The organism is Pararhodobacter zhoushanensis (genome assembly GCF_003990445.1).
Classification (GTDB): Bacteria; Pseudomonadota; Alphaproteobacteria; order Rhodobacterales; family Rhodobacteraceae; genus Pararhodobacter; species Pararhodobacter zhoushanensis.
Genome location: NZ_REEZ01000004.1, coordinates 1 through 25,206, shown reverse-complemented (window position 1 = coordinate 25,206; position 25,206 = coordinate 1). Strand labels below are relative to the sequence as shown.

28 protein-coding genes are annotated in these 25,206 nt (G+C 64.1%); 11 read left to right on the top strand and 17 right to left on the bottom strand.

Annotated features, from left to right (window positions below):
• Positions 1-62: 62 nt before the first annotated feature.
• From dnaN to mutM, 5 genes are all read right to left on the bottom strand, one after another.
• Complete coding sequence (dnaN, locus tag EAE28_RS10855; RefSeq protein WP_127106076.1) at positions 63-1,181, bottom strand: DNA polymerase III subunit beta; 1,119 nt, start codon at positions 1,179-1,181, stop codon at positions 63-65.
• Between the two features lie 105 nt (positions 1,182-1,286).
• On the bottom strand, positions 1,287-2,678 hold the full coding sequence (dnaA, locus tag EAE28_RS10850; RefSeq protein ID WP_127106074.1) for a chromosomal replication initiator protein DnaA: 1,392 nt from the start codon (positions 2,676-2,678) through the stop codon (positions 1,287-1,289).
• A 448-nt stretch (positions 2,679-3,126) separates the two neighbouring features.
• Positions 3,127-3,393, bottom strand: coding sequence for a 30S ribosomal protein S20 (gene rpsT / locus EAE28_RS10845; protein WP_127106072.1), 267 nt, complete (start codon positions 3,391-3,393; stop codon positions 3,127-3,129).
• Between the two features lie 174 nt (positions 3,394-3,567).
• The gene (locus tag EAE28_RS10840) at positions 3,568-4,344 is read right to left on the bottom strand and encodes an enoyl-CoA hydratase (RefSeq protein ID WP_127106070.1); all 777 of its coding nucleotides are present in this window, start codon (positions 4,342-4,344) and stop codon (positions 3,568-3,570) included.
• A gap of 60 nt (positions 4,345-4,404) precedes the next feature.
• Positions 4,405-5,268: a bifunctional DNA-formamidopyrimidine glycosylase/DNA-(apurinic or apyrimidinic site) lyase gene (mutM, locus tag EAE28_RS10835; RefSeq protein WP_127106068.1), complete on the bottom strand. Its 864-nt coding sequence runs from the start codon at positions 5,266-5,268 to the stop codon at positions 4,405-4,407.
• A gap of 93 nt (positions 5,269-5,361) precedes the next feature.
• Between mutM and ubiE the strand changes: the two genes are divergently transcribed.
• Both ubiE and ubiB read left to right on the top strand, forming a co-directional pair.
• Positions 5,362-6,114 (top strand): bifunctional demethylmenaquinone methyltransferase/2-methoxy-6-polyprenyl-1,4-benzoquinol methylase UbiE, encoded by a 753-nt coding sequence (ubiE, locus tag EAE28_RS10830; protein ID WP_127106066.1) that lies wholly within the window; start codon positions 5,362-5,364, stop codon positions 6,112-6,114.
• Between the two features lies 1 nt (position 6,115).
• A complete protein-coding gene (gene ubiB / locus EAE28_RS10825) occupies positions 6,116-7,645 on the top strand; it encodes a 2-polyprenylphenol 6-hydroxylase (protein ID WP_127106064.1) in 1,530 nt (509 codons plus the stop codon).
• Between the two features lie 5 nt (positions 7,646-7,650).
• Here the strand turns inward: ubiB and EAE28_RS10820 are convergent, their stop codons facing one another.
• The gene (locus EAE28_RS10820) at positions 7,651-8,292 is read right to left on the bottom strand and encodes a flagellar hook capping FlgD N-terminal domain-containing protein (RefSeq protein WP_127106062.1); all 642 of its coding nucleotides are present in this window, start codon (positions 8,290-8,292) and stop codon (positions 7,651-7,653) included.
• A 9-nt stretch (positions 8,293-8,301) separates the two neighbouring features.
• The gene (locus EAE28_RS23735; RefSeq protein ID WP_164736612.1) at positions 8,302-9,405 is read right to left on the bottom strand and encodes a flagellar hook-length control protein FliK; all 1,104 of its coding nucleotides are present in this window, start codon (positions 9,403-9,405) and stop codon (positions 8,302-8,304) included.
• Between the two features lie 1,242 nt (positions 9,406-10,647).
• Here EAE28_RS23735 and EAE28_RS10810 point away from each other — a divergent pair.
• From EAE28_RS10810 to EAE28_RS10785, 6 genes are all read left to right on the top strand, one after another.
• Entirely contained in the window at positions 10,648-10,929 is a 282-nt protein-coding gene (locus tag EAE28_RS10810; RefSeq protein ID WP_127106058.1) for a rod-binding protein, read from the top strand.
• Complete coding sequence (locus EAE28_RS10805; RefSeq protein WP_127106056.1) at positions 10,926-11,288, top strand: hypothetical protein; 363 nt, start codon at positions 10,926-10,928, stop codon at positions 11,286-11,288. The genes EAE28_RS10810 and EAE28_RS10805 overlap by 4 nt, the downstream gene beginning before the upstream one ends.
• Positions 11,289-11,494: 206 nt before the next feature.
• On the top strand, positions 11,495-12,775 hold the full coding sequence (locus EAE28_RS10800; protein ID WP_127106054.1) for a flagellin: 1,281 nt from the start codon (positions 11,495-11,497) through the stop codon (positions 12,773-12,775).
• Between the two features lie 69 nt (positions 12,776-12,844).
• Positions 12,845-13,225, top strand: a complete 381-nt coding sequence (gene flaF, locus EAE28_RS10795; protein WP_127106052.1) for a flagellar biosynthesis regulator FlaF — start codon at positions 12,845-12,847, stop codon at positions 13,223-13,225.
• Positions 13,222-13,626 carry a flagellar biosynthesis repressor FlbT gene (flbT, locus tag EAE28_RS10790; RefSeq protein ID WP_127106050.1) on the top strand — a complete coding sequence of 135 codons (405 nt, stop codon included), beginning with the start codon at positions 13,222-13,224 and terminating at the stop codon, positions 13,624-13,626. The genes flaF and flbT overlap by 4 nt, the downstream gene beginning before the upstream one ends.
• The gene (locus EAE28_RS10785) at positions 13,623-14,444 is read left to right on the top strand and encodes a DUF1217 domain-containing protein (protein ID WP_127106048.1); all 822 of its coding nucleotides are present in this window, start codon (positions 13,623-13,625) and stop codon (positions 14,442-14,444) included. Before flbT ends, EAE28_RS10785 begins: the two co-directional genes overlap by 4 nt.
• Positions 14,445-14,620: 176 nt before the next feature.
• Here EAE28_RS10785 and EAE28_RS10780 read toward each other — a convergent pair whose 3' ends face one another.
• From EAE28_RS10780 to EAE28_RS10745, 8 genes are all read right to left on the bottom strand, one after another.
• Entirely contained in the window at positions 14,621-15,400 is a 780-nt protein-coding gene (locus EAE28_RS10780) for a succinate dehydrogenase iron-sulfur subunit (protein ID WP_127106046.1), read from the bottom strand.
• Positions 15,401-15,414: 14 nt separating this feature from the next.
• Positions 15,415-17,220 carry a succinate dehydrogenase flavoprotein subunit gene (sdhA, locus tag EAE28_RS10775; RefSeq protein WP_127106044.1) on the bottom strand — a complete coding sequence of 602 codons (1,806 nt, stop codon included), beginning with the start codon at positions 17,218-17,220 and terminating at the stop codon, positions 15,415-15,417.
• 10 nt (positions 17,221-17,230) lie between these two features.
• Positions 17,231-17,608 carry a succinate dehydrogenase, hydrophobic membrane anchor protein gene (gene sdhD, locus EAE28_RS10770; RefSeq protein ID WP_127106042.1) on the bottom strand — a complete coding sequence of 126 codons (378 nt, stop codon included), beginning with the start codon at positions 17,606-17,608 and terminating at the stop codon, positions 17,231-17,233.
• Positions 17,609-17,619: 11 nt separating this feature from the next.
• Positions 17,620-18,003 (bottom strand): succinate dehydrogenase, cytochrome b556 subunit, encoded by a 384-nt coding sequence (gene sdhC, locus EAE28_RS10765; RefSeq protein WP_127106040.1) that lies wholly within the window; start codon positions 18,001-18,003, stop codon positions 17,620-17,622.
• A 209-nt stretch (positions 18,004-18,212) separates the two neighbouring features.
• Positions 18,213-19,238 (bottom strand): MaoC family dehydratase, encoded by a 1,026-nt coding sequence (locus EAE28_RS10760; RefSeq protein WP_127106038.1) that lies wholly within the window; start codon positions 19,236-19,238, stop codon positions 18,213-18,215.
• Between the two features lie 112 nt (positions 19,239-19,350).
• Positions 19,351-19,554 (bottom strand): DUF1737 domain-containing protein, encoded by a 204-nt coding sequence (locus EAE28_RS10755; RefSeq protein ID WP_127106037.1) that lies wholly within the window; start codon positions 19,552-19,554, stop codon positions 19,351-19,353.
• A gap of 4 nt (positions 19,555-19,558) precedes the next feature.
• Positions 19,559-20,113 (bottom strand): NnrU family protein, encoded by a 555-nt coding sequence (locus EAE28_RS10750; protein WP_127106035.1) that lies wholly within the window; start codon positions 20,111-20,113, stop codon positions 19,559-19,561.
• Positions 20,113-20,988, bottom strand: a complete 876-nt coding sequence (locus EAE28_RS10745; RefSeq protein ID WP_127106033.1) for an HpcH/HpaI aldolase/citrate lyase family protein — start codon at positions 20,986-20,988, stop codon at positions 20,113-20,115. The genes EAE28_RS10750 and EAE28_RS10745 overlap by 1 nt, the downstream gene beginning before the upstream one ends.
• Before the next feature lie 159 nt (positions 20,989-21,147).
• On the opposite strand from EAE28_RS10745, the gene EAE28_RS10740 reads away from it, so the two are divergent.
• Positions 21,148-21,441 carry a hypothetical protein gene (locus tag EAE28_RS10740; RefSeq protein WP_127106031.1) on the top strand — a complete coding sequence of 98 codons (294 nt, stop codon included), beginning with the start codon at positions 21,148-21,150 and terminating at the stop codon, positions 21,439-21,441.
• A 138-nt stretch (positions 21,442-21,579) separates the two neighbouring features.
• Positions 21,580-22,542: a malate dehydrogenase gene (gene mdh, locus EAE28_RS10735; RefSeq protein WP_127106029.1), complete on the top strand. Its 963-nt coding sequence runs from the start codon at positions 21,580-21,582 to the stop codon at positions 22,540-22,542.
• A gap of 199 nt (positions 22,543-22,741) precedes the next feature.
• Here mdh and EAE28_RS10730 read toward each other — a convergent pair whose 3' ends face one another.
• Positions 22,742-23,254, bottom strand: a complete 513-nt coding sequence (locus tag EAE28_RS10730) for a Rossmann-fold NAD(P)-binding domain-containing protein (RefSeq protein ID WP_127106027.1) — start codon at positions 23,252-23,254, stop codon at positions 22,742-22,744.
• Positions 23,255-23,374: 120 nt separating this feature from the next.
• On the opposite strand from EAE28_RS10730, the gene EAE28_RS10725 reads away from it, so the two are divergent.
• A complete protein-coding gene (locus EAE28_RS10725) occupies positions 23,375-24,538 on the top strand; it encodes a cytochrome P450 (protein ID WP_127106025.1) in 1,164 nt (387 codons plus the stop codon).
• Between the two features lie 272 nt (positions 24,539-24,810).
• On the opposite strand, the gene EAE28_RS10720 is transcribed toward EAE28_RS10725, so the two are convergent.
• Entirely contained in the window at positions 24,811-25,074 is a 264-nt protein-coding gene (locus EAE28_RS10720; protein ID WP_127106023.1) for a hypothetical protein, read from the bottom strand.
• Positions 25,075-25,206 lie beyond the last annotated feature (132 nt).

Below are 25,206 nucleotides of genomic sequence, written 5' to 3'. Positions count from 1 at the left end.
TGCTCTCCAAATATCCTCGGGGGGTGAGCCGAAGGCGAGGGGGGCGGAAAGCCCCCCTTTCTTTACACCCGCATCGGCATCACGACATAGACCGCCGAGGCATCCGAACCTTCGCGCACCAGCGCCGGTTCGCCCGACGAGTTGAACATGAACACGGCGTTCTCGCGGTCGATCTGGCTGGCGATCTCCAGCAGGTATTTGGCGTTGAAGCCGATCTCCAGCCGCTCGTCGCCATAGGCCACGACCAGCTCTTCCTCGGCGGTGCCGCTGTCGGGGGCGTTGACGCTCAGCGTCAGCTTGTCCTCTTCCAGGATCAGCTTGACCGCGCGCGAACGCTCAGAGGACACCGTCGCCACCCGGTCCACCGCCTTGGCGAAATCGGAGGCATCCACTTCCAGCCGCTTGGTGTTGCCGACGGGAATCACCCGCGTGTAATCGGGGAAGGTGCCGTCGATGACCTTTGAGGTCAGCGCAATCTCGGGCGTGGCGAAGCGCACCTTGGTTTCCGACACCGAAATCGCGATGTCGGCGTCATCGTCATCCAGCAGTTTGCGCAGCTCGTTCACCGTCTTGCGGGGAACGATCACGCCCGGCATGCCCACGGCGGCCTCGGGCAGCGGGGTGTCGATGCGGGCCAGACGGTGGCCGTCGGTGGCAACGCAGCGCAGCACGCGACCGTCTTCGCCCTCGGCCACATGCATGTAGACACCGTTGAGGTAATAGCGGGTTTCTTCGGTCGAGATGGCGAATTTCGACTTTTCGAACAGGCGGCGCAGGTCGCCCGCCTTGGCCGAGAAATTGCTCTGATACTCGGACGAGGCCATCACCGGGAAATCTTCACGCGGTAGGGTGGCCAGCGCGAAGGTCGAGCGCCCGGCTTCCACCGTCAGCCGCCCGGTGCGTTGATCGTCGGTCAGCGAAACCAGCGCGCCATCGGGCAGTTTGCGCACGATTTCATGCAGCATGACCGCCGATACGGTTGTCGCCCCGGCGCGTTCGACCATCGCGGCGGCCTTGTCGACGACCTCGATATCGAGGTCGGTCGCCCGGAAGCTGACCGTGGCACCTTCGGCCTCGATCAGCACGTTGGCCAGGATCGGGATGGTGTTACGACGCTCGACCACCGATTGGGCCTGCGCGACGGCCTTCAACAGCGTTGCGCGTTCGATGCTGAGCTTCATTTCCAGACCCTCTCCGACACGTCTGGCCGGTGCCGATAGGTCATCGGCCCGGCCAGTCTGTTTTTGTTCCTGTTTGTTTGCGGCCCTTTGAGGGCCACGTCAAGGTCAGCTTTCCAGAAGACGACGCAGCAATTCAAGGTCTTCGGCCAGTTGGCTGTCGGATGCGCGCAGTTCTTCGACTTTGCGCACGCCGTGCAGGATTGTGGTGTGGTCGCGCCCGCCAAAACGGCGCCCGATATCGGGCAGCGAACGGGTGGTCATCTGCTTGGACAGATACATCGCCACCTGACGCGGCCGCGCGATGGTGCGCAGGCGCTTGGGGCCGATCATGTCCGACAGGCGGATGTTGTAATGCTCGGCGACCTTGCGCTGAATTTCCTCAACCGTGACCTTGCGCTCGGACGAGCGCAGGATGTCGGCAAGGCAGTCCTGCGTCATGTCCAGCGTGATGTCGCGACCCAGCAGCGAGGCGAGCGCCAGCAGGCGGGTCAGCGCGCCTTCGAGCACGCGGACGTTGTTGGTGATTCGGTGGGCCAGGAACTCCAGCACGTCCGAATTGATCGCCACATCGCCATAGTTGGCGCGGTTCATCTCGGCCTTTTGCTGCAGGATGCCCAGACGCAATTCGTAATCGGTGGGGTGCAGATCGACCACCAGACCCGATTGCAACCGGCTCTTGATGCGTTCTTCCAGATCCTTGATCTCTCCGGGCGCGCGGTCGGCCGAGATGATGATCTGCTTGTTCTGGTCGATCAGCGCGTTGAACGTGTGGAAGAACTCTTCCTGCGTCGATTCCTTGCCGGCGATGAACTGCACGTCATCGACCATCAGAATATCGACCGAGCGGAACAGGCTTTTGAAATCGAGCGTCTGGCGGTCGCGCAGGGCCTGCACGAAGCGGTACATGAATTGCTCGGCGCTCAGATACATCACGCGGGCTTCGGGGTTGCGGGACTGAATCTCCCACGCGATGGCGTGCATCAGGTGCGTCTTGCCCAAGCCGACGCCGCCATACAGGAACAGCGGGTTGAAGCTGACGGCAGCGCCTTCGGCGACCCGGCGCGCGGCGGCATGGGCCAGCGCGTTGGGTTTGCCGACGACGAAATTGTCGAAGGTAAAGCGCGCGTCCAGCGGCGCGGCGGGCAGTTCATCGTCGCCTTTGCTGGGCGCGGCGGCGCGGGTCGGCGCGATATAGCTGGGCGGTGCCGGGGCGGGCGCGGGCTGCTGCGCAACGGGGGCGGCGGCACCGGGGGCGCGGACCTGCACGGCAATCTCGATCCGCTGGGCGGGCATTCCGGCGGCACCCATCGCGCGCAGCATCGGGTCCGCAAAGTTGCGGTTGACCCAATTGGCGATGAAGTTGGTCGGCGCGGTCAGGTGCGCAACGCCGTCTTCAACCGCGCTCAGCTCAAGCGGTGCGATCCAGGTTATGAAATTGTGGTCGCCGACCTGTTCCTTGATCTTGTTGCGTACATTGCCCCACACCGCGTTTGTCATTCTGTCCCGACCCAAAAGTGCCGCACCGGCAGAGGTGCGGAAGTATTTCATTTTTATGACGCCCGGTTAATCCGGGTTGCCGAAAGGCGACGCAGTCGACCAGAGACACCGCTTGCAAAAGCGGCGTGCAGGCAAAAGGGGATCAGGAGACACCGGAGGCAGTCTTCCGGGCCGATAGGCGACACGACACACCCCCTCGGACCGCAGTGGCGCGAGGTGACGAATCGAGGCGCTTCTGACGTGACCCCCCCAAGGGCTTTGTGAATCGCAAGACCACGCTATCCCGGTGCGCGCAGCGGCATCAACCGAACAACTTGCTTGACAGGACCGGGGGTGAAAGGAATCGGTTTGGGCGTAGTTTTCGTGCCACAGTGACGGGCGCGTAACGCAAAAAAGCGCACCAGAGGTGCGCTTTTTATTTACTTATCAATGGCTTAGCCTTTGAATATCAGGCGGTCAGCGATTTCACGCGCGACGCAAGGCGCGACATTTTCCGCGACGCGGTGTTCTTGTGCAGAACGCCTTTGGAAACGCCACGTGCCAGCTCGGGCTGCACTTCGATCAGGGCAGCTTTGGCGACTTCAGCGTCGCCCGAGGCGATCGCTTCTTCCACTTTGCGCAGGTAGGTGCGGATACGCGAGCGGCGGGCTTTGTTGATTTCAAAGCGAGCATCCGCCTGACGGGCGCGTTTTTTGGATTGTGACGTGTTGGCCATGGTCTGGGCTCTTTCCGGGTCTGTTACAATATCTTCGCGCACAGACCCACCGATCCCTCAGGATCAGGTCGATTCTCGCCTTAAGCGGGCCCACGCGCATGTGACGGTGGCGATTAAAGCAAACGCGCACCAAAGGAAAGGGGGGAATCGCGTCCCCCCTCAGGTCTTGCAGGATCAGCGGTCGCGGAACTGCGCTTCGCGCTTTTCCAGAAAGGCGCTCATGCCCTCTTTCTGGTCTTCGCTGGCGAACAAGGCGTGGAACACCCGACGCTCGAACAGCAGGCCTTCGCGCAGCGTGGTCTCATAGCTGCGGTTCACCGCCTCTTTGACCACTTTCGCCGCCAGCCCCGATTTGGACGCGATCTTCTGCGCCGCACCCAGCGCCTCTTCCATCAGCTTCTTGGTCGGCACGACGCGGCTGACCAGCCCCGAACGCTCGGCCTCTTCGGCATCCATGAAGCGGCCGGTCAGGTGCATGTCCATTGCCTTGGACTTGCCGACCAGCCGGGTCAGGCGCTGCGTGCCACCGATCCCGGCGACAACGCCCAGATTGATCTCAGGCTGGCCGAACTTGGCGTTTTCCGCGCAGATGATGAAGTCGCACATCATCGCCAGTTCACAGCCACCGCCCAGCGCATAGCCCGACACCGCCGCGATGATCGGCTTGCGCACGGCCATGATCACTTCGGATTCCGGCGCAAAGAAGTCTTCGGTGAACACGTCGACAAAGGACTTCGGCGCCATCTCGCTGATATCGGCCCCGGCGGCGAAGGCCTTTTCCGAGCCGGTGAGCACGATGCAGCGCACCTTGTCGTTCTTGTCTGCGGCTTTGAGAGCCTCGGCCAGTTCGCCCAGCAGCTGCGAGTTCAGTGCGTTGAGAGCTTCCGGCCGATTCAGTCGAATCACGGCAACATGTTGAGCGATTTCGACGAGAATGGTTTCGTACGCCATGAGGGGTTCCCTGTGGTCGTTTCCGGACCCGTGTCTAGCAGGATGGGACAGGGGTTCAAGCTATCTCTGACAGCGCGAACAATAGTAGCTGGAGCGCCCGCTTTGCACGATGCGCGCGATGGTTCCGGTGCAGCCGGGGGTGGGGCAGGGCTGGCCCTCGCGGTCATAGACGCGAAAGGAATGCTGGAAATAGCCCAGCTCGCCATCGGCCTGCCGGTAATCGCGCAGGCTGGAGCCGCCCGCCTCGATCGCCTCTTGCAGCACCAGCCGGATCTCGGTGGCCAGCACGTCCAGCTCTGCCCGCGCGATCTTTCCGCCCGCGCGTTCGGGGTGGATATGGGCGCGGTGAAGCGCCTCGCACACATAGATATTGCCCAATCCCGCCACCAGCTTCTGATCCAGCAGCAGCGCCTTGATCGGTCCTTTGCGCCCGGCCAGTTTCAGCGCCAGCAGATCGGCGCTGAATGCGTTGCCCAGCGGTTCCGGCCCCAGGGCTGCCAGCAGCGGATGGCTGTCCGCCGTCGCCGTCGCCATCAGGTCCATGGCGCCAAAGCGGCGCGGATCGTTGAAGGTGACGCGCGCGCCGCCCTCCATATCGAACACCACATGGTCGTGTTTTTCCGGCATCGGGTGTTGGTGATGGAACTGCCCCGGCACGAAAGGCGCGGCCAGCCCCGATACCGTCATCCGCCCGCTCATCCCCAGATGGATCAGCAGCGACTCACCCGTGTCCAGGTCGGCCAGAATGTATTTCGAGCGCCTCCGCAGCCGTTCGACCCGTGCGCCGGTCAGGCGTTCGGCCATGCGTTCAGGGAAGGGCCAGCGCAGATCGGGCCGTCGGACCTCGGCCAGCGCGATGCGCTGACCCTCCATCGCCGGGGCAAGGCCACGGCGGACGGTTTCCACCTCGGGTAATTCGGGCAAGGGGCGCTCCATTCTGGCAATGCGCAGGGGTCGCATTGTGAGGACCGCCATCCTCGGCTAAGGAGAGGCGACGCGCAAGATCAGGGGGGCGCCATGAGCCCGGACAATCGCCAGACGCATTTTGGTTTTCAGACCGTTGATGAGGACGACAAGGCCGGGATGGTCCATGGCGTCTTCAGTTCCGTTGCGTCCAAGTATGACGTGATGAACGATCTGATGAGCATGGGAATTCACCGTGTCTGGAAAGACGCGATGATGGACTGGCTGGCCCCGCGGCCGGGCCAGCGCCTGCTCGACGTGGCCGGGGGCACCGGCGATGTGGCGTTCCGCTTCCTGAACCGGGCGGGGCAGGGGTCACAAGCGACCGTGCTGGATATGACCGCGCCGATGCTCGAAGAGGGCCGCAAGCGCGCCGAGGCCGAGCAACTGGCCGGACGGCTGGATTGGGTCGTCGGCGATGCGATGGCGCTGCCGCTCGAGTCCAACACCTACGACGTCTACACCATCAGCTTCGGCATCCGGAACGTGACCCGCATCCCCGATGCGCTGGCCGAGGCTTACCGTGTGCTCAAACCCGGCGGGCGGCTGATGGTGCTGGAATTCAGCCAGATCCCCAACGAGATGATGCAGAAAGCCTATGATCTCTACTCCTTCAACGTGATCCCGCGCATGGGGCAGTTGGTGGCGGGGGATCGCGACAGCTATCAGTATCTGGTCGAATCGATCCGCAAATTCCCCGATCAGGAAACCTTTGCCGCGATGATCCGCGACGCGGGCTTCGGTCAGGTAAAGTACCGCAACCTGACCATGGGCATCGCCGCGCTGCATTCGGGCTGGAAGCTCTGACGTGAGAGGCCCGCACAACATCTGGCGGCTGATCCGCACCGGCGCGACCTTTGAGCGGACCGGCGCGATGCGTGTGGTGCTGGAAGCGATGAGCGTGCCGCCGCGCCTGCGGTTTGTAGCCCGCGTGATGGGCTGGCCGTTTGCGTGGCTGGGGCTCAAGGGCGATCCGGCGCTGCCGCCGGTGACCCGCGCGCTGACGGCGCTGGGCCCGGCCTATATCAAATTCGGTCAGATCCTGTCGACGCGCCCTGACATCGTCGGCCCCGATCTGGCCGATCAGTTGCGCTATCTGCAGGACAAGCTGCCCCCCTTCCCGCAGGCGCAGGCCCGCGCGATGATCGAGGCCGAGCTGGAACGGCCGGTCGACGAGATGTTCTCGGAATTCAGCGAGCCGGTCGCCGCCGCCTCGATCGCGCAGGTTCACCATGCGCGCGTCGCCGGAACCGGCGAAGAGGTCGCGGTAAAAGTGCTGCGACCCGGCATCGTGCGCGCCTTCCGGCGCGACATCGACGCCTTCTATTTCGCCGCCGGGATGGTTGCGCGACTGCTGCCCTCGACCCGCCGCCTGCGTCCGATCGAGGTGATCGCGCATTTTGAGGGCGTGGTCATGGGGGAGCTGGACCTGCGTCTGGAAACCGCCGCCGCCGCCGAATTCGCCGCCAATACCGAAGGCGACGCGGGTTTCCGCGTGCCGCGTCCGGTCTGGCACCTGTCGGCACGCTCGGTGATGACGCTGGGCTGGGCCGAGGGGGTCTCGCTGGGTGACAATGCTGCCATCGACGCGCTGGGCGTGGACCGCGCCGAAATGGGCGAGCGGGTGCTGCAACTGTTCCTGAAACACGCGCTGCGCGACGGCTATTTCCACGGCGACATGCATCAGGGCAACCTGAAGGTCAGCGCGAATGGCGATCTGATCGCCTATGATTTCGGCATCATGGGGCAGATCGACGAATACACCCGCCGGGTTTACGCCGAGATCCTGTTCGGTTTCATCCGCAAGGATTACCGCCGCGTCGCCGAGGTGCATTTCGAGGCCGGCTATGTCCCCGCCGACCGTGACATCGACGAATTTGCCCGCGCCCTGCGCTCGGTCGGTGAGCCGATCTTTGGCATGGATGCCGACCATATCTCGATGGCACGACTGCTCAATTACCTGTTCGAGGTGACCGAGCGTTTCGGCATGGAAACGCGCACCGAGCTGATCTTGTTGCAACGCACCATGGTCGTGGTCGAGGGGGTCTCACGCTCGCTGAACCCCTCGATCAACATCTGGCACGTCGCGCAGCCGGTGGTCGAGGATTACATCCGCACCACGCTCGGCCCCGCCGCCTTCCTGCGCGATCTGCGCCGCACGATGACCGTGCTCGGCCGGTTCGGCCCGCATTTGCCGGGCGCCGTGGATACCGCGCTGCTGCGCCTGCGCCAGCCCGAACCGCCCGCGCCGCAGGGCCGGTCTTTCGCGGCGCTGGGCTGGTTCGTTGCGGGCGCTGCTGTCGCCTGGGCCGGGTTGCTGACGGTGCTGTACTTCTAGGGCGATCACGCCGGGGGGCGGCGCAACCCTGTGACCTGGGTGCTGTCGACATACAGCCCGCCGGGCAGAACCAACAGCGTCATGCCACCCTCAAACCGCGCTTCAAGCACTGGCATATAGGCCGCGACGGGCTGTGAATCGAGCGTGTCGCCCTCCAGCTTTGACTCCAGCTCGAAGGAATACGTGCCCTCGGGCAGGGTGGCCCCGTCACTGTCCAGCCCATCCCAGCTGTAGCTCTGCGTCTCAGGGTCCAGACTGCGGGTGTCGACAATGGCGCCGGTGCTGTCGCGCACGATCAGCGTGACCTCATCCGCCCCCAGCGCCGGATCGGGCGTCAGGGCGATCGGCGTGCCGTCGAAATGCGCTCCGCCATAGATCCGCGCTTCCATCCCCACCCAGCCGCCCAGATCGGCAAGCCCGGTCTGCCCCAGCATCGAGCTGAGCAGCTGATTGGTGTAGGTCTGCTGCTCAACCGACGAAAACGTCGCCAGTTGCACGGCGAAATCCGAGGGGTCCATCGGGTTCAGCGGATCCTGATTCTGGATCTGAACCGTCAGCATGTTCAGAAACGTCTGGTAATCCGTCTGCGTCGGGGTCTGCTGCCGGGAATTGGCGCTGTAGGTGCCAGCGTTCGAGGTGATTTCCATAAAGTCCTCTCAGAGCCTGAGGTCGAGGTGATCGCGCACCAGACTGCGCGCGGCGATTGGGTCGGGGGTGACGGGCGGCGGATCGGGCTGCGGCGCATGGGACGGCGTGTTGCCCGACTGGCTCCCCGGTTGACCGCCCGAATACGTGCCCCCCTGAGCCCCGGCCTGACCGCCCGATAGCCAGCCGGGGCTGGTGCCCTGCGATTGCGGGCTGGTGCTGTTGAAGCGCAGCGACAGCTGATCATGGCCAAGCGCACGCAGTTCATGCTCAAGTGCGCCGATATGGCGGCGCATCAGATCCAGCGTTTCGGGGCGCTCGGCCTGAATGATCAACACGCTGCCGCCGTCGTGGCTGACCAGTTTCAGACGGACGCTGCCCAGTTCTTCAGGATGCAAGGCGATATCGAAGCCCGCGCGCCCGGATTGCGCAAGGCGCGGCGCGATCTGTTCGGCAATCTGGCGCGGCGTCTCGGTGCTGGCAGGTTGATGCCGCGCTTCGGGCAGGGGTGCCTCACTGCGCGCACCGGCATCAGGGCGCTGCGCCGGATCGGGAGGAAGAGCACGCTCTGTCGGGGCGGCGTCCACGGTCACTATGGGCAACGGATCACGGGTTCTGCGTGGCGCGGGTGGCTCGACCGGGGCAGGGGCCATCGGCGCGCCTGCCGGGGCGGGCTGCACCGCGGCAATGTCGGGCAAGGCCGAGGGTTTGGGCACAGCCGGCTCTGCCCGTTTCGGGGCGGGCACGGTGCTTACGGCCGCCGCAAGGGGCTGTGCGTCGACGCGTGCTACCGGTTGGGTTGTCGGGGGGCGGTCTGGCAAAGGGGCACGGGTTTTGGGCGTCTCTGCCGTGACGGGCAGCGGCTGAGATGCCTCCGCGATGACAAGGGGTTGCGCGGGTTGCGCTTGCGGAACGGCGCGCACCAGCGTGGCGGCGCGCGGTTCGCCAGCGGTGGGCGCGGGGGCTGGCTCGGCGCTGCGCTGGACCTTGGGGCTGACGACCTGCGGGAGGGCGGGCGGCAGCTGTGCCTCCGGCGGCGGCGAAGGATTGGCCGTGTTCGTCAGGCGAAGCCCGAAGGCTGCGGCGATCAGATCGGTCCGGGCCGGGCTGACCATGGTTACGTGAAGGCGCGCTGCTGGGTCGGCAATGTTTCCCACCGGCAACGGCGCGGGGGGCTGGGCGGGGACTGGTGTAACCGGCGCAGCTGGTCTCTCATGTTTTGGAGCGGAGGGCACCGAAGCTGCCTGCGGAGCGGCAGAAAGCGGGGCGGTTGCGCGCCGTTGGACAGGCGCGTGAGGGATGTCCGCCGGACGATGCGGCGGTGCGGCTAAGGCGGGAGCCTCGGGCGGCGGCGGGGCTGGTCGCGTCCGTGATTCGGTCTCGGTTGGCGATACCGCCTGCGGCTGAGGGAGGCGGGGGGCCGCGTCTGTCCCCTGACCCACAGGAGCGGACGGCGCGTCGCGGGCATCCGGTGGAACCGGCGGCGGGGCGATGGTCGCAGGCGCATCCCCGGTCGGTGTAGGTGCGCTGCGCGGGGCCTGCGCCGGCGGATTAACTGGTTGATTTTGTGCAGAATTCTGCGGCAGAAGGGCGCAGCCCTCAGCGGCGGTCGCGACCCTTTGTGCAGGCTCTGGCGCGGCGACGTCGCCCTGCGCCACCGCCTCACGCGACGCCTCGACGGCAGGGATCGACGCGGGCAGAGCAGGTTTTTGCGGCGGCGGTGCGGTTTTCGGCGACAGGGCGATTCGGCCCTGAACCAAAGCTTCGGGTGCGGGCGGCGTGCGTGGCGTGCTGTCCTTGACCGGGCGCTCAGGCGGAGAGGCCTCGACCGCCGCGGTGAGCTCAGGACGTGGAGCGGTGGCAGCGGTGGCAGCGGGCGCATGCGCGCGCGGAGGCGATTCGACCGTAACTGGCGGTGGCGGCGCAGGCGTGCCCGGGTCGGCGGGCAAGATGTCCGTCGGCTCGGGCTGTTCCCCGCCTCGCTGCGGCATTTCAGGCGGCGCAACTTCGGGCGGTGCACGATCAGGCGCGGTCGCAGCATCATCCGTCCCCCTGTCCGGCGTCTCGCCGTCAACACCGGCCTGCGCCTCCACAGCTGTCTCAGCCTCCGGCAGCGCGGGGTCTGCGGGCCGGGCGCTGGCACGCAGGCTGTCCAGAACGGCCAGAAACGCCTCCGCTGCGGGTGCGCCGGGGGTGCGCGCCGGGGCACTGGCGCGGGGTAGCTGAGGGGTGTCGGACAGGACAAAGGGCAACATTCCGGGGCTCCGGTCTTGGGACGCCTCAGGTCTAGCAGCCGTTGGTTACTGCTTCTTTACCGCGATCTGAGAGCGTCGATTCCATCGACAACGGAGAAACCGATGACCCTGATTCCCCCGACTTTGCCGCCGATCCCGCCCGCGCCCGACGCTCTGCGCCGCAGCGCCGAGGCTCTGGAAAGTGCCTTTCTGGCCGAAATGCTTAAAAGTGCAGGCGTTTTTCGCGCCAATGAAGGGCCGGGCGGCGGCGGTGAGGGTGAAGCGCAATTCACCTCGTTTCTGGCCGACGAACAGGCTCGCGCCATGGTCGCACGCGGCGGAATCGGTCTGGCCGATTCAATCGAGCACGCGCTGCGACAGCGTGCAGCGGGGGCACGCCCATGACCCGCGCAGCGCTGATTCGACTCACCCGCCTGCTGGACCAAGAGCGCCGGGCGCTGATCGCGGGCGATCTGTCCCGGCTGGCGCGCCTGGCCCCGCGCAAGGCCATGTTGATCGAGCATATCGAGTCCGCCTCGCCCGCGTCGGTCCCGCCCGAGGCCGAGGCGCTGATGCAGACCGTCCGCAGTCTGGCGCAGCGAAATGGGCGGCTGTTCGACGCCGCACTGAGCGGGATCACCGACGCCCGTGCCCTGCTGACGCGCGCCCGCGAGGACGGGCGCGGGCGCGGGCAGACCTATGGCCGCAATGGCGCGCGCGCCGCGCTCGAACCGCAAGCGGGCAGCCTGCATCGGCGTGCGTGAAGTGCGTAGGATTTGAAGGAAATGCAATGTGTTGGTGTGATGCGTCTTAAGACCCTCTTAGCAAATCGACCCGAGGGTGGCAGGGCACCAACACAGGTGGCGCGTCCTCCGCAAAGGCGGAGCCGCAGGTCCAGAAAGGGCTTGGTCGCCGTTTCCGAACGGCAAACAACCGGCGCAAAAACGCGTCTTCTATCAAGGGAATAACCATGTCCTCAATTCTGACCAACAACACCGCGATGGTGGCTCTTCAGACGCTGAAGACCATCAACGCCAACATGTCCCAAACCCAGAATGAGATCTCGACGGGTAAATCGGTGTCGACCGCCCGGCAGAACTCGGCGATCTGGTCCATCTCCAAGACGATGGAATCCGACGTCAAGGGCTTCAAGGGGATCGCTGACAGCCTGGCCCTGGGTTCGTCGACGATTGCGGTGGCGCGCTCGGCGTCCGAGCAGATCACGGACCTGCTGACCGAGATCAAAGGCAAGGTCGTCGCCGCGCAGGAAGAGAACGTCGATCGCGAAAAGATCCAGACCGACGTGACTGCCCTGCGCAGCCAGATCTCGTCGATTGTCGGGGCGGCCCAGTTCAACGGCCTGAACCTGCTGTCGAACCGCGAAGGCGGTGCGACCGTGGCGCAGATCGTCGGAAACACCGGCGCTGGCGCCGGCATCAAAGGGTCCGGCAGCGTGAGCATCCTGTCCTCGCTGGATCGCAACAGTTCGGGCAGCGTCTCGGCGTCGAATATCGCGGTGTCCAAGGCCGATCTGGGTACGCAGGCCGGGTCTGTCGGCGCAGGTACCGATCTGGCGGCAACGGCGATGACCGGCGCCGGCGCGATTGCTGCGGCGGCCACGGCGACCATGACCGTTGTCGGTGATACCACCACGCTTGCACGGGGCGGCAACCGCGTGCTTGCAGGCGATTCCTACGCCATCGGTGGTCTGACCGGCATCACCAACCCGGTGCGCTATGTCGCGCGCGACGGGGATACGGTGTCCGACATCTCGGCGGCGCTGGTTGATCGCCTCAACTTTGAGGCCGCAAGTGCGGGCGTTGCGATCACGGCCAGCACCGACGGGACCGGTGCGGTGTCGATCACCAACAACACCACGGCCAGCATCACCACCACGTCGACGCTGGCCACCGGTGGCACAGCGGGCGGCGGGATGGAAATCCTGTCCAGCCTCGACGTGTCAAGCGAAGAGGGGGCATCGGCGGCTCTCTCGGCCATCGAGGGGCTGACGCAGACTGCGATTCGGGCGGCTGCCGACTTCGGCTCGGCACAGGGCCGGATCGACATCCAAAGCGAATACGTCAACAGCCTGATGAGTTCGCTGAAGTCGGGGATCGGCTCGCTGGTCGATGCCGATATGGAAGAAACCTCGGCGCGTCTGCAGGCGCTTCAGGTTCAGCAGCAGTTGGGTATTCAGGCTCTGTCGATTGCCAACCAGGCACCGCAGAACATCCTGGCGCTCTTCCGTTGAGGCCTCGGGCCGGGGGCACCAGCGCCCGGCCCACCCTCCGCCCCTGAATTCGCACCATGAGGCCCCAAAATGAGCGTCGCAGCCCATGCGCACACAAGCTATGGACATCACGCCCGTGCGCTGAAAACCCCGCGTGATATCGAATATGACGTGCTGGCCCGGATCACGGGCCGTATACAGACCCACATTCCGCACGCCCGCGGCAGAACCGGTGCCGCCCTGACCGAGGCGTTGAACGATAATCGCCGCCTGTGGGCCGCCTTTGCCGCCGATCTGGCCCACCCCGAAAACGCGTTTCCGGCCGATCTCAGGGCACGAATGTTCTATCTCGCCGAGTTCACCTTGCGGCACACCCTGCAGGTCTTGTCTGGCAGTGCGTCGGCAGATGTTCTGGTCGACATCAACACCGCCGTCATGCGCGGCTTGCGGCCAGGAGGGCGTACAGCATGAGCGGGTTGATCCTGAAACTGGCACCGCGCGAACGGGTGTTGATCAACGGCGCAGTCATTGAAAATGGTGAGCGCCGCAGCCGGTTGTCGATTGTCACGCCCAACGCCAATATCCTGCGGCTGCGGGACGCGATTCATCCCGGTGAAGTGGTCACGCCGGTGCGCCGCGTGGCCTATATCGCGCAGTTGGTGCTCAGCGGTGATACCGATCCCGAACAGGCAAGCCCGCAATTGTTGCGCGGGATCGAACAGCTCAGCCAGGTGTTGACCGATTTCGACAGCCGCCAACTTCTGGATCGCGCGACCCAATCCGTGCTCGCGCGCGATTTTTATCCGGCGATGCGGCATTTGCGGGCTCTCTTGCCGCGCGAAGACCGGCTTATGGCGGCGGCACGACAATGAGCTTTCAACCGATCCTGCCGCTTGACGGCTATGTGGGGTGGCGCTTTTTGCAGCGCACCCGTGACCAACAGGAGGCGGCGCTCACCGCCGCCCCCGCCGCCCAACGCGATGAAGCCTATTTCCGCGAGAGGATCCAATCCATCACCAGCGCCGAAGATCTGGTAAAGGACCGGCGCTTGCTGAGTGTCGCGCTTACGGCATTCGGCCTGCAGGATGACCTGCCAAACCGGGCCTATATTCAAAAGGTACTGGAAAGCCCTGCCAAGGAAGACGGTAGCTTCGTCAATCGCCTGGCTGACAAGCGCTACAAGCAACTGAATGTCGCCTTTGGGTTTGGTGATACCTATCTCAGCTGGAATCAGTTCGACGGTTTCGCCGAGAAACTTCTCGGTGACTTCCGTGATCGATCGTTCGAGCAGGCGGTTGGCGAGCAAAGTGAATCCATGCGCCTTGCTCTGGCGCTCGAGCGGGATTTGCCGGCGCTTGCGGCGCAAGACATCAGCGAAGCTGCACGATGGTACACGGTGCTTGGCACCCCAAGTCTGCGCGCGGTGTTCGAAACCGCCTATCTTCTGCCCGACGGATTCGGCACGCTGGATATCGACCGGCAGGTCGATATCCTCAAAGACCGGACAGAGCGGTTGATGGGCTCGGACAGCATCGCCCAGTTCGATGACCCCGAGGCGGTCGAAACGTTGACCCGCCGCTTCTTCCTGTCCGAGCAGGTTCAGCAAATTCAGGCCGAGACGGCCAGTTCCGGGGCCTTGATGCTATTGCAGCAAGGGCAATCGTCGTTGCGCAGGTTGCTGGGGCGGTAAAGCCTGCGGGCACAACCACCGGGCGTCGCAAGCCATTGGATCCGGAAGGCCGATGCCTTTGCGCCGCTGACGCCTGGAAGCTGCTGGCCGCCAGACCGACGTCGGGAACGCGTGCAGGGGACAAAACAGAAGGGCCGCAGAAATCTGCGGCCCTTCTGGCGATGCGACAAATCCGGTCAGACGACCCGCTCGACCATCATCTTCTTGATCTCGGCGATTGCCTTGGCGGGGTTCAACCCTTTGGGGCACGTCGAAGTGCAGTTCATGATCGTGTGGCAGCGATACAGCTTGAACGGATCGTGCAGCTCGTCCAGACGCTGGCCGGTGATCTCATCGCGCGAATCGATGATCCAGCGGTAGGCGTGCAACAACGCGGCCGGGCCCAGATAGCGGTCGCCGTTCCACCAGTAGCTGGGGCAGGACGTCGAACAGCAGGCGCACATCACGCATTCATACAGACCGTCGAGCTTCGAGCGGTCCTCAATCGACTGCTTCCACTCTTTGGCCGGCGTGTTGGTCTTGGTTTCCAGCCACGGCATGATCGATTCGTGCTGCGCGTAGAAATGCGTCAGATCCGGGATCAGATCCTTGACCACCGGCATATGCGGCAGCGGATAGATCTTCACGTCGCCCTTGACCTCATCCATGCCAAAGATGCAGGCCAGCGTGTTGCGACCGTCGATGTTCATCGCGCAGGATCCGCAGATCCCCTCACGGCAAGACCGGCGGAAGGTCAGCGTCGGGTCGATCTCGTTCTTGATCTTGATCAGCGCGTCCAGAACCATCGGCCCGCAGCTGTCCATATCGACGAAATAGGTGTCGACGCGCGGGTTTTCCCCGTCATCGGGCGACCAGCGATAGATGCGGAAGGTCCGCAACTTGGTCGCGCCCGCCGGTTTGGGCCAGGTCTTGCCGGTGCGGATTTTCGAGTTCTTGGGAAGAGTGAGTTGTACCATCTGCCTGTCCCCGCTCAGTAAACGCGCGCTTTGGGCGCGATTTTCTTGAGTTCGATTCCGCCGTCGGCTTCCGCGGTCAGCGGATCGAGAACGACAGGGCGATAATCGAGGCGTACCTGATTGCCATCGACCCACGAGAGCGTGTGCTTGCGCCAGTTCTCGTCGTCGCGGTTCGGGTAATCCTCGTGTGCATGGGCGCCGCGCGATTCCTTGCGGGCCTCTGCACCAACGATGGTGGCCAGCGCGCAGGGCATCAGGTTTTCCAGCTCGAGCGTTTCCATCAGGTCGCTGTTCCAGACCAGCGAGCGGTCGGTAACCTTGATGTCGGCCATCTTGCCCGCGACCGCTTTCATCTTCTCGACGCCTTCGCCCAGCGTCTTGTCGGTGCGGAACACGGCGGCGTCGGCCTGCATCGTCTTTTGCATTTCCAGACGCAGCTCGGCCGTCGGGGTGGACCCATTGGCATTGCGCAGCCGGTCAAAGCGGTCAACCGCGGCTTCAACCGCCGCTTTCGACGTGTCGCGGTTGGCCGAGGCCGGGTCGATGATCTGACCCGCACGAATTGCAGCCGCGCGACCAAACACCACGAGGTCGATCAGCGAGTTCGAACCCAGACGGTTCGCGCCATGGACCGAGGCGCATCCGGCCTCACCGACAGCCATCAGGCCGGGCGCAGTGCGGGTCGGGTTCTCAGCGGTCGGGTTCAGCACCTCGCCCCAATAGTTGGTGGGGATGCCGCCCATGTTGTAGTGAACCGTCGGCAGAACCGGGATCGGTTCCTTGTTCAGGTCCACGCCCGCAAAGATCCGCGCGGATTCCGAGATGCCCGGCAGGCGCAGATGCAGCGTTTCGGGCGGCAGGTGGTTCAGGTGCAGGTGGATGTGGTCCTTGTTCGGACCAACACCGCGGCCTTCACGGATCTCCATCGTCATGCAGCGCGAGACCACATCGCGCGAGGCGAGGTCTTTATACGTCGGCGCGTAGCGTTCCATGAAGCGCTCGCCTTCCGAGTTGGTCAGATACCCGCCTTCGCCGCGCGCACCCTCGGTGATCAGGCAGCCTGCGCCGTAAATCCCGGTCGGGTGGAACTGCACGAACTCCATGTCCTGCAGCGGCAGACCCGCGCGGGCGACCATGCCGTTCCCGTCGCCGGTGCAGGTATGGGCCGAGGTCGCGCTGAAATAGGCGCGGCCATACCCGCCGGTGGCCAGCACGACCATCTTGGCGTTGAACTGGTGCAGCGTGCCGTCATCCAGTTTCCACGCCAGAACGCCGGTGCATTCCCCGTCTTCCGACATCAGAAGATCGGTTGCGAAGTATTCGATGTAAAACTGCGCTTTTTCTTTCAGCGAGCGGCCATAAAGCGTGTGCAGAATGGCGTGGCCGGTGCGGTCTGCCGCGGCGCAGGTGCGCTGCACGGGCGGGCCTTCACCATATTCGGTGGTGTGGCCACCGAAGGGGCGCTGATAGATCTTGCCTTCCTCGGTCCGAGAGAAGGGCACGCCGTAATGCTCCAGCTCATACACGGCCTTGGGGGCAGAGCGCGCCAGATATTCCATCGCGTCGGTATCGCCCAGCCAGTCCGACCCTTTGACGGTGTCGTACATGTGCCACTGCCAGCTGTCCGGGCCCATGTTGCCAAGGCTGGCAGCGATGCCGCCCTGTGCGGCCACGGTATGCGAGCGGGTCGGGAAGACCTTGGTGATACAGGCGGTTTTCAGTCCCTGTTCGGCCATGCCCAGCGTCGCGCGCAGACCCGCGCCACCGGCGCCGACCACGACAACGTCATAGGTGTGTTCTTGGATTTCATATGCAGACATCGGTTCGTCCTCAGGCGCGGAACAGGATGGTGGCGATGGCGACGACGCCGCTGACGCCCAGAACCGCGCCAAACAGTTTGGACGCGATCAGCCAGACCAGACGCGTGAAGCCAGCGGTATAATCTTCGATGACCGCTTGCAGCCCGATGGTGAAGTGCCAGCACGCAACCGCGATGAACAGCATCGCCGTTACGGCATGGCCGAACTGGCCGTAGGTCGCGATCAGCGCCTCGTAGCCGCCACCAAGGGCCTGGCCGAAGGGGATCACGAACAGGATGGCCAGCGGCACCAGCGCGATCGCCGTCAGGCGCTGGATCCAGAAGTGCTGGACGCCTTCACCGGCGCTGCCCAGGCCTTCGACATTCTGATAGTCGGTTTTATAGCTCATTTTGCGCTCCGTCACACCAGAAACAGGGTCAGGACGGTCAGCACCACCGAGGCGCCGATCACATACCAGTTTGACCGTTGCACGCTGGGCAGCTCCAACCCTTTACCAAGGTCGAAGAAAAAGTGCCGGATGCCGTTGGCAAAGTGGAACCACAGCGCCCAAAGCGAGACGATCAGCACCAGCTTGCCGATCCAGCTGCTCAGCAACCAGTCCGCCGTGGCGAAGTAGTCGGGCGAATAGGCACCGGCAACGAACCACCACACGACAAAGATGCTCGACAATACCATGCCGACGCCGGTGATCCGGGTCATGATGGAGATGATAGCAACAAGCGGAAGGCGATAAACCTGCAGGTGCGGGGAAAGCGGCCGGTTGCCCCGGTTCACGTCAGCCATGATGGTCCCTCTCTCTTGGCGCGTCCGGCCCCGAGATGGATCCCTTGGGCCGGCTGGCTTGCCGTTTCAATAGCGGATTTTTCACCCGAGTCACGCAAGCTTTAAACGAAACTTGTCTGAAACTCACGCAAGGGTGAAAAAAATCTGTTAATGTGATCACACTCGGAAAAAGCGTGATCACAAGATGATGGCCTGTCGCCGCGCGCGGCTCAAAGCGGCATCAACGCCCAGTAATCGAGGTCCAGCAGCACGTCGGGCGCATATTTCCCGTCCTCACCACGCAGCACAGACCCCGTTCCGCTGGTCGCCACCAGCCGCAACCGGATTGCGCCAACGCCGGGCACGCCGGTCTCGGCCTTGTCCAGAACTTGCGACCACGCGCGCACTGTCATGCCCGCGAAACACGGGTTCACATGCGCCCCGCCGTTGATCGCCACGATCATCTGCGCATTGGCCAAGCCGTTGAAACTGAGCGCCCGCGCAAGGCTGATGACATGCCCGCCGTAAATCAGCCGCTGGCCGTCCGGACGGAAGGTCGCGTCGAAATGCACCTTCGCCGTGTTCTGCCACAGCCGCGTGGCCAGCATATGTTCGGCCTCTTCCACGGTGACGCCATCGACATGCTCGATCACCTCACCGACGGTGTAATCGCCCAACCGATACGGCTCGCCCGCCAGCCCGGCATCATAGCTGTCGAAATGCAGCCCCTCCGGCACCACCAGATCGCCGGGCGCCACCACCGTCGCCAGCTCCGGCACCAGTGTCACCGGCGCGGGCGCGTCGATGTCCCTTTTGCGTACCATCACCCAGCGCACATAGGAGAGCACTGGCTGGCCACGCTGGTTGGTGCCCGTCGTGCGCACATAAACCACGCCCGATTTGCCGTTCGAGTTCTGCTTCAGCCCGATCACCTCGGACTGCGAGCTGAGCGTATCGCCCGCATAGACCGGCGCCAGAAACCGCCCCTCGGCATAGCCCAGATTGGCGATGGCGTTCAGGCTGACATCGGGGACCGTCTTGCCAAAGACCGTATGGAACACGATCAGATCGTCCAGCGGACTGCTCGGCAGCCCACATGCCTGCGCAAATTCATCCGACGAATAGAGGGCCCCGCGTGCCGGGTACAAAGCATGATACAGCGCCCGCTCCCCCCCCGACAGCGTGCGTGGCACAGCGTGGCGGATCACCTGACCGACAGAATAATCCTCAAAAAACCGGCCCGCAGTCGTCTTCATACAGTGCCCATCATCTTGTCCTAAATACTCACGGGGGGTTCCCCAAGGGGGGAGCGTGCTCCCCCCCTTGGGCGAGGGGGTCCGGGGGGCGAGCAGCCCCCCGGCCGCGCCCTCAGTGCTCGCCCAGCTTGGTCTCGGGCGTGTACGTCCCCGGCGCCTCTTTCACCACGGCCTGCGCGCAGCGCATCACGCCCTTCCCAGCGTCGAACGCATAAGAGGGCGAGCCGTGCAGCTCCCACCCCTTGTTCAGGGCGGCCGTCACCTTGTGGCAAAACACCGACGTGTCGTCCTCGGTCAGCAAACGGTAGAGTTTCATCGCATCACCCGAATGGATTGTAGCCAAGCAGAATGTGGACATAGCCCACCGCGCCCATCACCAGCACGGCCCCGACGACCGCGCCGATTTCCTTGCCGACATTCGCCGGACCCGTCGGCTTGACCCAGACCGGGTCTGCCCGATTGATGAACGCCACCTCGACCTGCGCCCAGATGAACAACCCGGCGAACAGGATGAGTGAGGCCAGATCGCCGTTCACCATCAAATGCGCCAGTGCCCACAGCCGCACGCCCCACAATTGCGGGTGGCGGACATAGCGCGTCACCACGGTTTTCATGCCAGAGGCCGCGAACAGATAGACCGCCAGCAGCATCAGCAGGTTGTTCACGGGCACCATGCTGCGCGATTCCGGCCAGATCGGGTCGACCGGGGCCATGCGATAGCCCACCACCATCAGCGCGATGCCGACGAACGAGGCAACCGTCACCACCAGCTTGCCCTTGTCGCCCATCGAGGCGCGGTGCGCCGGGGCGAAGCGTTTCCACAGATGCGGGACCGACCAGGCCAGCAGCCCCAGGATCAGTAAGAGATAGCCCATCAACTCATCGCCTTTTGTAACTGCAAGATTGCGTCGGCGCGCGCCAGCACGCCGCGTGCGGTCACAATATGCAGGTTCTCGACGATCTTGCCATCCACAACGGCAACGCCCAGCCCTTTGGCCGTCGCCTCGTCAAAGGCGGCGATCTGGCGGCGGGCCAGATCAATCGCCGCTTCATCGGGCGCAAACACCGCGTTCGCCACGTCCAGCTGCGCCGGGTGGATCAGGGTTTTGCCGTCAAAGCCCAGATCACGGCCCTGTTCGCATTCGGCACGCAGGCCCGCGTCATCCTTGAACGCATTATAGACGCCATCAATCGCCACGATCCCGGCGGCGCGGGCGGCCATCAGGCAGGTTTGCAGGGCATATTGCAGCGGCAGACGGTCGGCGCGGAACCGGCAGTTCAGCTCCTTGGCCAGATCGTTGGTGCCCATGACAAACCCCGCCATACGCGGCGCGGCGGCAATTTCCTGCGCGTTCAGGATACCCAGCGGCGTCTCCATCATGGCCCAGATTGTCGTCTCTGACGTATCGGCCCGTCCCTCCAGCTTGGCGGCCAGTGCCTGAATGTCGCTGGCCGAGTTCACCTTGGGCAACAGCACAGCCTCAGGCCGGGCCAGCGCGATCACCTCCAGATCAGCATCGCCCCAATCCGTATCGAATCCGTTAATGCGCACCAGCTTGGCCCGCGGGCCGTAATCGGCAGAGGCCAGCGTGTTGGCCAGCAGCTCGCGCGCATTGGCCTTTTCCTCGATCGCGACAGCGTCTTCCAGATCGAAGATGATCGCGTCGGCGGCCAGCGAGCGGGCCTTGTCCAGAGCCCGCTCTTTCGAGCCGGGTATATAGAGGGCCGAGCGGAACGGGCGGCTGTCCATGATTCTCTCCCGTGAAACAATATTGCGCGCAAAGCACCAAATTCGGACACAAAGGGCAAGTGTTAAATTTCTGCACCGCAGAGAGACCGCTGCTTTCAACGGATTTTAGACACTTCACGCGCAGGCTGTGACCCCTGTCCCCCGTTGAAAGGTCGTCCCATGCTTCGCCTTGCCCTTGCCGCCCTGCTCCTTTTCCCCGCCGTCGCCAGCGCCCAGCAACTTCCCTGTTCGGCGCGCGAAAGGGTGCTCAGCCTTGTCATCGACCAGCGCGGCGAAGAGCGACTCGCCACCGGTCAGGCCGCGCGCGGCGCAACGATTGATCTTTTTGCCGCCGAGTCGGGCACCTGGACCCTCGTGCTGAACCTGCCGGACGGGCGTTCGTGCCTTCTGGCCAATGGCAACGGGTTCACCGCGACCCAGGGCCTGCAGCCGGCGCGCGGCGCACCGGCGTAATGCGACACAAAGGTCAGAATGCGTCGCTGGCAGCGATAACAGCGTCATAATCTATCGTGCTGCACCGCCGCGAGGCTTGCGTGACGGCATTGGAGGTCTTAGTCAGGTCGCCAACCAACAACCTGACCGGAGATACCCATGGCCAGACCCAAAATCGCGCTGATCGGCGCGGGTCAGATCGGCGGCACGCTCGCCCATCTCGCCGCGATCAAGGAACTCGGGGACGTCGTCCTGTTCGACATTTCCGAGGGCACCCCGCAGGGCAAGGCGCTCGATATTGCCGAGAGCGGCCCGTCGGAAGGGTTCGACGGCAGCTTCAAGGGCACCAACGATTACGCTGATATCGCTGGCGCCGACGTCTGCATCGTCACCGCCGGTGTCCCGCGCAAGCCGGGCATGTCGCGCGATGACCTGCTGGGCATCAACCTGAAGGTGATGAAATCGGTCGGCGAAGGCATCAAGGCCCACGCCCCCGACGCCTTCGTGATCTGCATCACCAACCCGCTGGACGCGATGGTCTGGGCGCTGCAGCAGTTCTCGGGCCTGCCCGCCGAGAAAGTCGTCGGCATGGCCGGCGTGCTCGACTCGGCCCGCTTCCGTCACTTCCTGGCGAGCGAGTTCAACGTCTCGATGCGCGACGTCACCGCCTTTGTGCTCGGTGGCCACGGCGACACGATGGTGCCGCTGGTGCGCTATTCGACCGTTGCCGGTATCCCGCTGCCCGACCTGATCGAGATGGGCTGGACCACGCAAGAGCGTCTGGACGCCATCGTCCAGCGCACCCGTGACGGCGGCGCCGAGATCGTTGGCCTCTTGAAAACCGGCTCGGCCTTCTACGCGCCCGCCACCTCGGCGATCGAGATGGCCGAAGCGTATCTCAAGGACCAGAAGCGTCTGCTGCCCTGCGCTGCCTGGGTTGACGGCGCGCTGGGTCTGAACGGCTTCTACGTCGGCGTGCCCACGATCATCGGTGCCGGTGGTGTCGAGCGTATCGTCGACATCAAGATGAACGCTGACGAGCAAGCCATGTTCGACAAGTCGGTCGACGCCGTGAAGGGCCTCGTCGAGGCCTGCAAAGGCATCGACTCTTCGCTGGCCTGATCGCCCTAAAAAACGACCGAAACGCGCCCCCCAACCGGGGCGCGTTTTGCTATGTGCCCGCCAGTGCCATGATCGCATCCCATTCCAGCACCTGAACCCCCGCGCCGCCCCGCAACACATCGCGCGCCATCGCGGCCCCCAGATCCTCAACCCTGATCCCGCGATACTTGCGCAGCCCCCCGGCCAGCAGCGGTTTCAGCTACGGCCACACCGCCAGCATCAGCGCCTGCGACGCGCCATAGCGGTTCTGGGGCGTCAGGATCATGCTGGGATGGAACAGGCTCAGCCGCGCAAAACCCATGCCCCGCAACCCGTCCTCAAGCTGCCCCTTCGTGCGGGCATAAAAGATGCGCGAGCCGGAATCGCTGCCCACTGCCGCCAGAAGCCCGAAATGCGCCACCCCGGCGTCACGGCAGGCCTGCCCGAAGGCCAGCGGAATATCGTGGTCCACCCGCGTGAATTCCTCCCGCGACGCCTTCGACGGCTCGCCCACCCCCAGCGTGCAGAGCGCCGCCTCATGCCCGACCAGATGCGCGGCATAGCTGGCTGGATCGGCCACATCGACCACCTGCTCGGCCACCTTCCCGCCCGCCAGCCCCGTCGCCCGGCGGCTCAGCAGCGTGACCCGCGCCACTTGCGGCATCGCCTTGAGCGTCCGCAAGGCCGCGGCACCCACCGCACCACTCGCCCCCAGCATGACCACCGACACCATTGCACTCTCCACTTCACCATTCCTCCCAAAGCCTAGGCCCTGCGCACCCAACCTACCAGCGTGTTGACAGCGCAACGCCGCGCCGGTCAGATACCCCCGCCACGACGCTGGGAGGAAACCATGTCGACCGCACCCGTCTTCGACATCGACCTCAAAGCGTTCTGGGCTGATCCCTATCCCACCCTCAAACGCATGCGCGCGCAGGCCCCGGTCGCCTATGTCCCGCAACTGGGGGCAACGCTGCTGACCCGGCGCGACGACATCTTCATCAATGAAAAGAAGATCGACATCTTCTCGTCCGACCAGCCCGGCGGGCTGATGAGCGTGCTCATGGGCCAGAACATGATGCGCAAGGATGGCGAGGCGCATAGCATCGAGCGCAAGGCGATCTTCCCCACCGTCTCACCGCGCACCGTCCGCGATACGTGGAAAGCGCAATTCCAGAGCTTCACCGCCGAAATCCTTGTCGAACTGCGCCCCCAGACCCGCGCCGACATGCTGCGCGACATTGCCACGCGCATTTCCGGTGAGGCGCTCAAGGTGATCACCGGCCTGACGCAGATCTCGTGGCAGGAAATGGACCGCGTCAGTCAGGGGATGATGGATGGCATCTCCAACTATGCGGGCGATCCGGCGGTTGAGGCGCGCTGCAACGACTGCACCGCCGCGATCGACCGCTATATCGATGAGCGCATGCCGGTGCTGCGCGACAACCCGGATGCCTCGTTGCTCTCGGTGCAGATGCAGGCCGGTCTGAGCGAGGCCTCAATCCGCGCCAATGTGAAACTGGCGATCTCGGGCGGGCAGAACGAGCCGCGCGATGTGATCGCGGGCCTGACATGGGCGATGCTGACCCACCCTGACCAACTGGCGCTCGTGCAATCCGGTCAGGTCACCTGGCTGGCTGCCTTCGAGGAATACGCCCGCTGGATCGCCCCCGTCGCCATGTCGCCCCGCCGCGTGGCGCAGCCCTATACCCTGCACGGCGTGCAGTTCGAGCCCGAAGACCGCGTGTTCCTGATGTTCTCATCCGGCAACCGGGATGAAAACGTCTTTGCCCGCCCCGATGTGTTCGACCTGACGCAGGACGCCGGGCCTTCGGTCGCCTTTGGTGCCGGGCCGCATTTCTGCGCCGGGGCCTGGGCCTCGCGCTGCCTGATCGCCGAGGTGGCCATGCCGATGATCTTCGAGCGGCTGCCGGGCCTGCGGCTGGACGGCGAGACGCCCTTCGGCGGCTGGGCCTTCCGGGGGCCGCTCAGGATGCCGGTGGCCTGGGACGCATAGGCCGTCTGCGACACGGCTCGTGGAGACCTGTGGCCGCCGCCGGTGCTCTCCTGCGCAGACCGGAGGCCGCGATGTGCCAGACGTCAGACGAAACGGGCCTTTACGTCATCAACTGCCCCAAAATGAAGAGCCGGACCTTGGCGCAGATCGCAGCGAACGGCCGCTTCGAGCGCACTTTACCTATTTTCTGCAGTGTAGCTAAAGTCCGCTCTTAGGAAACACAAAACAGAGCACTGGCAACTCAGCTCGAATGTGAACCTTGATTGAAAGAGTCAAACGGGCAACAGGAGATATTCTGCGAAATCTTCTGTAAACTCAAATCGGTCGGTATTGTTGTAGGTGGTTTCAATGATCGCGTCATAATTTTGCATAACTTTAAGCATCGACTTTAAGTTGTCATGGTCTTCGAAATAATAAGAGAAAATGGGTTTCTCTGGGTCGCCATTGTAAGACCAGTTCTTGGATCCAATGATGAATTCACGAGTGAATGGCGCGCCAGCTATATCGTCTCGCATTTCCGCCACAAGGCTTGGCATTTTGTCTTCGAGCTTCTTAAAGCTCCGAGACACTACAATTGCAAACCCGCGAATGCCTAGGTTCCAGACTCATTGATTTTCAAAGCCAGAAGAGAACGGTCGCAGCGAGGGCGATGGCCGAGAGGAACACCT